7 protein-coding genes are annotated in these 7,564 nt (G+C 63.7%); 1 reads left to right on the top strand and 6 read right to left on the bottom strand.

Annotated features, from left to right (window positions below; all coding sequences use genetic code 11):
• From OEY_RS0127330 to OEY_RS0127315, 4 genes are all read right to left on the bottom strand, one after another.
• Positions 1-654: cytochrome P450 (locus OEY_RS0127330; RefSeq protein WP_010596903.1), on the bottom strand; the 654-nt coding region annotated here is incomplete at its 3' end.
• Between the two features lie 71 nt (positions 655-725).
• A complete protein-coding gene (locus tag OEY_RS0127325) occupies positions 726-1,928 on the bottom strand; it encodes an NAD(P)/FAD-dependent oxidoreductase (RefSeq protein ID WP_003937315.1) in 1,203 nt (400 codons plus the stop codon).
• Complete coding sequence (locus OEY_RS0127320; protein WP_003937314.1) at positions 1,925-3,313, bottom strand: cytochrome P450; 1,389 nt, start codon at positions 3,311-3,313, stop codon at positions 1,925-1,927. Before OEY_RS0127320 ends, OEY_RS0127325 begins: the two co-directional genes overlap by 4 nt.
• Positions 3,314-3,336: 23 nt before the next feature.
• A complete protein-coding gene (locus OEY_RS0127315; protein WP_003937313.1) occupies positions 3,337-3,657 on the bottom strand; it encodes a 2Fe-2S iron-sulfur cluster-binding protein in 321 nt (106 codons plus the stop codon).
• Positions 3,658-3,776: 119 nt separating this feature from the next.
• On the opposite strand from OEY_RS0127315, the gene OEY_RS0127310 reads away from it, so the two are divergent.
• Positions 3,777-4,778 (top strand): helix-turn-helix domain-containing protein, encoded by a 1,002-nt coding sequence (locus OEY_RS0127310; RefSeq protein ID WP_029540275.1) that lies wholly within the window; start codon positions 3,777-3,779, stop codon positions 4,776-4,778.
• Between the two features lie 124 nt (positions 4,779-4,902).
• Here the strand turns inward: OEY_RS0127310 and OEY_RS0127305 are convergent, their stop codons facing one another.
• Both OEY_RS0127305 and istA read right to left on the bottom strand, forming a co-directional pair.
• Positions 4,903-5,658, bottom strand: coding sequence for an ATP-binding protein (locus tag OEY_RS0127305; RefSeq protein ID WP_003937311.1), 756 nt, complete (start codon positions 5,656-5,658; stop codon positions 4,903-4,905).
• Positions 5,655-7,301, bottom strand: a complete 1,647-nt coding sequence (gene istA / locus OEY_RS0127300) for an IS21 family transposase (RefSeq protein ID WP_029540274.1) — start codon at positions 7,299-7,301, stop codon at positions 5,655-5,657. The genes OEY_RS0127305 and istA overlap by 4 nt, the downstream gene beginning before the upstream one ends.
• Positions 7,302-7,564: the final 263 nt, after the last annotated feature.

The following is a 7,564-nucleotide window of genomic DNA, read 5'->3' as shown; positions in this document are numbered from 1 at the left end:
GGCGTCGTTGATGGCGTCAGTGTCCTCGCCCCCCCCCCGCCCTGCCATGAAGACCTCCGTTGCGACGTCGAGAGTCAGGGCCTTCAACAGTGGGTAGATGCGCGTGGACCGGCCCGCTGTCCACCTGCGGATGCTGGTCTCCAGCGTCGGGCCGAGCTGGTCGACGTAGCCGGCGAGCCGGTCGCGGGTGAACGCCTCCTGCATGATCCGCCGATGCATCCTGTGCTCGTCGAAGCTCATCAGCATCAGGCCCCGGTGAAAGAAAGCATCGATGAGATAGGTCCACCCGTCCTGGGAGAACGACTTCGCCTTGGTCGTCAGCGCCTCCTGTGTGGCATCCGCGCCCGCCACCATCACGATTCTCGTGCCGAAGGCGCCCATCCACCAGACCGGTCCGAAGCGTTGGTACCTGGCCCGGGTGAAGTTGGAGCCGAACCTGATGTAGTCCAGGGTGTGACCGAGCAGAGGCATGCCCGCGGTCCCTCGGACGGGCTCGAGCCCCGACCCCGCCGGGGGCGGGGCGAGCTCACGAACAGGCCACTGGTCGCTGACCCCTAGCAGGGTCGCGTCGGCCCGACTCGGCAATGGTGCCAGGAATACCGACGAGAGCCGCTCACGACCCTTCGCCAGCGGGAGCTGGATGATGTTCGTCACTGACGTTCCTTTCCGAAATGTGGGCCCGTACTCGCTGTTGTCGTACCATCGCCGCCAAGGGACCGATCACCTCAGACAGAGCCTGCGAGCACCAGTTCGGTCCGGCCAATGGGGAGTCGCTGCGTGATGACCCGCTTGCTGAACATGAAGTGACGGGGCCGGTTGATGCAGTCGGCGGCGATGAGCTCGCCCGCACGCAGGTAGAAGCAGGTGAAGTCGCGGTCCCGGGTCGGGTCGCCGCTGAGGACGACTTCGTCGTACCCGGTGTTGAGACCGGCGATCTGGAGCTTGAGATCGTATTGATCCGACCAGAACCATGGAAGCGCCGCGATCATCTTGGACTTGCCGCAGACGGTCGCGGCCGCCACCTTGGCCTGCTCACCCGCACTCGGCACGGACTCCAGGCGTATGCGACGGCCGTAACGGGCCATGTCATGGCTGGCGCAGTCCCCAGCCGCCACGATGTCGGGGTCGCTGGTCCGGGTCTGGTCGTCGATCACGACGCCGTTGTCGACGACCAGACCCGCGGCGGCGGCGAGCTCGGTGTTCGGCTCAACGCCGATACCGACAATGACGAGGTCGGTGGGAATTGATTCGCCACTGGACAGGAACACCTCGCGGACCCTGCCGTCACCTGATAGAGCTTCGACCAGCGCGCCCGTCCGGATGTTCACGCCCTCCTCCCGGTGGATCCGGTCGAAGAACGCCGATACAGCGGGGGCGGTGACCCGTTCGAGGACGCGCTCGGTCGCCTCGAGTACAGTGACCTCCAGACCGAGCGCACGCAATGAGGCGGCCGTCTCCAGTCCGATGTAGCCGCCGCCGATGATCACAGCCCGACACCCGGGGCTGGTGGCCTCTCGGATCATCTCGACGTCCGCAGCGGTGCGTAGGTAGTAGACGCCGACCAGGTCGGCCCCCGGGATGGAAAGCCGTCGAGGGCGGGCCCCAGTGCACAGCGCGAGCTTGTCGTAGGGCAGCGCGTCGCCGGTGCTCAACACGAGATGACCAGCCGAGCGGTCGATCGCCTCCACCTTCGCATTCAGGAGTTGGATCCCCTGCTCGGTGTAGAATTTGGCGCTGCGGATCGCGAGTTCGTCGAGCGTGCTCTTCCCCGCCAGGTAACCCTTCGACAGCGGCGGGCGTTGATAGGGCAGCGCCGACTCCTCGCCGATGAGGACGATCTCACCGGTCCACCCTTCCTGGCGCAGACTGGCCGCGAGTTGGGCCCCGGCATGGCCGGCCCCGACGATGAGGGCCCGCTGCGAGGTCATGCGCTGGATTTCGGGGTGAGGCGGACCATCATCTTGCTGATGCCCCTCACGAAATTGGACTGCACGTACTCTGGCTCGCCGACGACCTCGATATTGTCGAAACGGGGAAGCAACTCCTCCCACAGGATCCGCAGCTGGAGCTCGGCCAGCCGGTTGCCCATACAACGATGGACGCCGAAGCCGAAGGAGATGTGGTTGCGGGCGTTGGCCCGGTCGATGATGAACTCATCGGGCCGTTCGAACACGCGCTCGTCGCGGTTGCCCGAGGCGTACCACATCACTACTTTGTCGCCCTTGCGGATGAACTGCCCGTTCAGAATGGTGTCGGCCTTGGCGACCCGGCGCATATAAGCCAGCGGGGTTTGCCACCGGATGATCTCCGAGCCCATGTTGGGGATCAGGTCGGGGTTTGCCTTCAGCTTCTCGAACTGATCGGGGAAGCGGTTCAGCGCAAGAACACCGCCGCTCATCGAGTTGCGGGTCGTGTCGTTGCCTCCGACGATCAGCAGCACGAGGTTGCCCAAGAATTCCATCGGGCGGTCGATCAGGTCCTTGGTGTTCTCGTTGCTCTGCAACATGGTGATCAGATCGAAGCCGGGTTCCTCCCCGGCAGCCATCCGCGCTGCCTTGTCGTGCCAGAGAGCGCTGAGACCTCGCGCCATGTCGCGCATGCCGGGGAACACCTCGTCGTTGTCCGAGGGCCCGCCGTTGGCTTGCTCCAGCGACGTCGCGAGATCTGACCAGTAGACGAGCTTGCGACGCTGCTCGTACGGGAAGTCCAGAAGGGTGGCAAGCATCCGAGCGGTCAACTCGATCGAGACGTTCTGCACCCAGTCGAACGGCTGATCCACGGGCAGGTCGTCCAGCACCTCCTGCACACGCGATCGAATCAGCCCCTCCATCTCACGCAGGTTCTTCGGCGCAACAACGCCTTGGACAGCGGCCCGCTGCGCGTCGTGGCGTGGCGGATCCATCGCGATGAACATCGCGATATCAAGGAAACGAGGCGGGGCCCCGATGACAATGAACGGCTCGGCGGAGAAGAGCTCGTGGTTCTTGTCCACGGCCACGATGTCGGCATGCCGCGTGACAGACCAGAACGGACCGAACGCACTGTTGGGCTGGTAGTGGACCGGCGCCTCGTTGCGCAAGCGCTCGAAGTAGGACTGCCAGCGCCCCTGGCGATAGAGAAAAGGGTTGCTGAGGTCGATGTCGGCGAGCTCGACGTCCTCGACCGGCGGGATAGGACTCTCGACGAAGAGCTTCTCTCCGTTCGTCCCGGTCACCCATCGCCGGGTCTTGTCATACAGATGCGCGCCCTGGATCTGCAGATCCATCGGGATGGTCGACTGAACCTTGGCGGTGATTGCTTCAGGAATCTTCATCAGGTCTTAACCGTTTCTCGCCGTCACATCTGGAATTCGGGTAGTTCGACGATCAAGCCGTCCCACGCCGCCGACGCCGCCATCTGGCAGGACAGCCGGGAGGTCGGCTGGCGCTCGGGGTTCATCGCGAGCATCTCCTCCTCCTCGGGACCCGAGAGGCCGACCTGCTCGGACCATTGCGGATCGACGATCACATGACAGGTACCGCACGCGGCTTCGCCTCCGCAGTCGCCGTCGATGCCGGGCACCGCGTTGTTGGTCGCGACCTGCATCAGCGACTGCCCTTCCTCGATGGGCGCCTCGTGCTTCTGGCCATCGTGGGAGACAAAGGTGACAACTGCCATAGCCAACTCCTGGATACGTCGTCCTCAATGTGAACTTGGTCAAAGTGTTGTCGAAGACGAGCGCGGCGGCTATGTTCGGCAGAGTCAGAAACTTGTGAATTCGGCTCAAAGGGACCAGGGTGAACCTCAACGACGAGGGTGTGCCTCCACTCATGTTCGCGCAATTGCTCGAGAGCCAAGCACTCGACTCAGACGCTGTCGCGCGGCTTCGCAACATCATGGCTCGCGAAGGAATCGACGAGACGACGTTGATCCAGCGGAACATCCAGGCCCCGATACGGTGGTTTCGCGAGGTGTACCCCGCACTCGATGTCGACCAGGCAACTACGCTCGGCTTCGCGTTCGCCGAGCAGGCTCAGTTGACGTCCTTTGGCCCGTTGAGCTTTCCTCTGGTCAGTGCAGGTTCGGTAGCCGAGATCGTCGAGCTGCTCACCTATCTGCCTTTGATCTCGACGGCCCTCAGCCCACAGTTCCACCCAAGAGACGAGGGGCTTACTGTGGGGCTCAGCGCACATACAGGCGATCCGGCCCTGAACTGCCTGGTCGTCGCGTACAGCGGGTCGGCGCTCCTGCGCCTGCTTGACATGCTCGCTGGCGATGTGCCGACCGTCACCCTCCATCTGAGCTGGTCGGCGCCGAACTTTCTGGCCAATCATGAGGACGCCCTAGCTGGGCGCCTGTACTTCGACGCTCCGACGTCATTCCTTCGTGTCCCCGCGGATACCCTCAACGAGGTATGTAGGTTCTCCGATCCCGTCGCCTATCGCCTCGCCATCGTTGATCTGCAGCAAACCCTCGAACAGCGAAGCAGAACCACGTCTTTCTCGGAGAAGGTGCGACGGCTCCTGGAGGAGGATCCCGGCAAACGAAGTAACGACTGGGTCGCACACGAGCTCTCGATATCCCGTAGCACACTCAAGCGGCGCCTGTCCGAGGAGGGGACCACCTTTCGCGAGTTGCGCGAATCATTCCTGCGTGATCGTGCGATGCTGCGGCTGCTCGACCGATCGATGTCGGTGAGTGAGATCGCTGCGGATCTCGGATACAGCGACCTCGCCAACTTCTCTCACGCCTTCAAGCGGTGGACTGGTCGCTCTCCACGCGAATTTCGGCACGAATAACCTACCCGTCCCGCCGCTGGTATAAAAAAGGCTGCGCGAAGTGGTGGACTTCGGATCAGCCTCGAACATGCACAGTGATCAGCGAGTCATATTGAATACTAGCTTGCCCGACCGCGGCGCCCAACTATCGGCTGTCCGCCAGATGTCGGCGCATGTTCGGCCCGTCCAGGGCGATGATCTCGGCGCCGGCGACGATCCGGTTGAGGATCGATTCGGCGATGACCGCGTCCTGGAGCGACTTGTACCAGTCCGGCGGATCGAACTGCGAGGTCACCAGAGTCGAACCTCGACCTTCACGAGCGGCCAGGATGTTGAGCAACTCGGCCGCGGTGTGCGCAGCCACCGGCGTCGTCAGGAAGTCATCCAGGACCAGCAGGTCACAGTTGTGCAGATCCGTCAGGAAATCCAACCGCCGCTGCGAGGTCGGTTCCAACACGGCGAGCCGGTTGGCCAGATCGTCGAGCCGGAAGAACCTCGCGCTGTAGTACTTTCGGCACGCGGCATTGAGCAGTGCCAGAGCCACATAGGTCTTGCCCACGCTGGACTGACCGAGCACGACAAGATTGCGGGTCGACTCGATCCATTGACAGCTGGAAAGCCGTGCGATTAGCTCCCGATTGAGGTTGCGGTCAGCCAGATAACGGATCTCTTCTACGCAGGCATCAGGGTTTGGCGTTCTGGAGGCCTTGAGTAGTTTCTGGGTCCGACGTTCCTGTCTGGCCGTGATCTCCTTATCCAGCGCGTGGAAGATCTTCTGGGAGAAGGTCCACTCGTCGCAGGCGGGATCGTTGGCCAGCTCGATGACGGTCTGCCCGAACGCGGTCATACGCAGCTGCGTGAACAACGGCATGTCCGCGTCGGTGAGGTGACGATCGATCACTTGGCCCCTCCCTCATCCGTCAAGTCGGCTCCGGTGGCTCCGGTCAAGGCAGAAAGGCTGAACTGCTCGGGCCCGGCCAGATGCGCCCCGGTGGTGTCGCGCTGTCCCGCCGGTGGCGCTACCGACGCAGCAGTCGCTGGTTCCGCCGCGGTGGTCGGTCGTGCGGCGGCCTGGGCCCGCAGCGCCGCCAGGCGTTGCTTGACCGCGGTGTAGGAGATCGCCCGTCGGGTCTGTTCGGAGACAAGTTGCCCGCAAGCCCGCTCGAGGAGTTGTTTGTCGCTCTTCCCCAGGGCGAGGATGTTCTGGCACGAGCGGTAGCCCTGGGCCTCGATGCGTTGCCGGTCGAGCAGGTCGCTGATCGCGGCCACGGTGCACGGACCGACCTTGTGGGCCTGGCGCACGAAGTACGCCCGGGACCACAGATCCGAGGATTGCAGATGCTGGGCGGGCACGTGCTCGGGGTCGGTGACGTACGAGTGCCGGCGCCCGGAGACGGCATGGGAGGCGATGACTTCTCCGTCGCACATGATTGCGAGTGTTTCGCCGGTGATCTTCACATCGACGAGCTGACCGGCGAAGGTGTGGGGCACCGAATACTTCACCGTCGCGATCTCGACGTGGTAATCCCTGTTGACCTTGGATTTCCTCCAGGTCACCGGCTGCCACCGTGCGTCGGGCAGCGCCAGCAGTTGTGGCTGCTCGTGCTCGGCGAACAACTCCCGCCGGCTGATCTTCTGTCCGCGGAACGGGATGCGGTCATTGATCTGATCGACCTGGACGTTGATGGCCTCGCCCAGGTCGTCCAGGCTGGCGAACCGGCGGTCGGCGAGTCGGCCGATCACCCAGTTCGTCACGATCTTGACCCCGGACTCGACGTGCCCCTTGTCGCGGGGCCGCACCGCTCTGGTGGGCACCGCGGCGGTGCGGTGGTACTCGAGGAAGTCCCGGTAGGCGTGGTTGACCTCGCGGGCCCTGTCCCCGCGTGTGATCTGGTTCGACGCGGTCGAGGTGTTATCGGGCACGACCACTTGCGTGACGCCGCCGAAGTACTCGAATGCCTGCACGTGGGCATCGAGCCAGTTCGCTGCCTTCTCGTCCAGGCATCCGCAGGCGAAGACCATGCCCGAGTACGGCAGCGATGCCACGAACACCGACACCCGGGTCCTGCTGCCGGTGACCGGGTCGAAGATCGCCATCGTGGTGCCGGCCCAGTCGACCTGCATCGTGTGCCCGGGTACGTGCGCGATCCGCATCGTCAGATCGTTGACCTCGACGTACTCACCGATGATCTGGCAGAACCGCTGGTAGCTGTAGTGCCGCTGCCCCGGCGCCCCTTCGGTTTCCAGGTAGTTGGCCCACAGCACCCGCAGTGGGAGCTTCTTCTTGCCTGAGCGCTTCTTCACCGCGGCGGCGACATCGAACATCACGAAATCGATTGAGGCGTTCTTTCGCCCATCGGTGAACAAGGCGTCGATCTCCTCGGCGGTCAACGCCTCGATCTGGTCCTCGGTGGTCAGCTCCCGTTCACCGCAGATCTTCTTCGCTTTGGCGATCGTGCGGTGCGAGCATCCTGCGATCGCTTCGATCTCCCGGTACGACCTGCCTTGCAGCAACTGTGACATCACCAATCGGTAATCAGTCACCCGTGCCTCCTGTTTCGGGTTCACGCGCAGCCGAATTGCCACGCGTGAACCCGAGACGAGCACATCGCCTCGGCTACCGCTACCGGATGCTCATACTCGCGCTACCCGATCGTCAGAACCGTGCTACTCGAAACGCGTTCCTAACACACGGCCGTGTTCCAGCGACGGCTGGATCCTCCGTATCCTCGCCCTGCAAGGCGCGGACCTGGGCAACCGCATGTTCAGCATCGACCTCGCCGAAGAAGCCCGGGGCGGGCGCGGTC

The sequence above is a fragment of the Rhodococcus sp. P14 genome (genome assembly GCF_000256505.1).
In the GTDB taxonomy this organism is placed as follows: Bacteria; Actinomycetota; Actinomycetes; order Mycobacteriales; family Mycobacteriaceae; genus Rhodococcus; species Rhodococcus ruber.
This window is presented reverse-complemented; position numbering and strand designations above follow the sequence as displayed.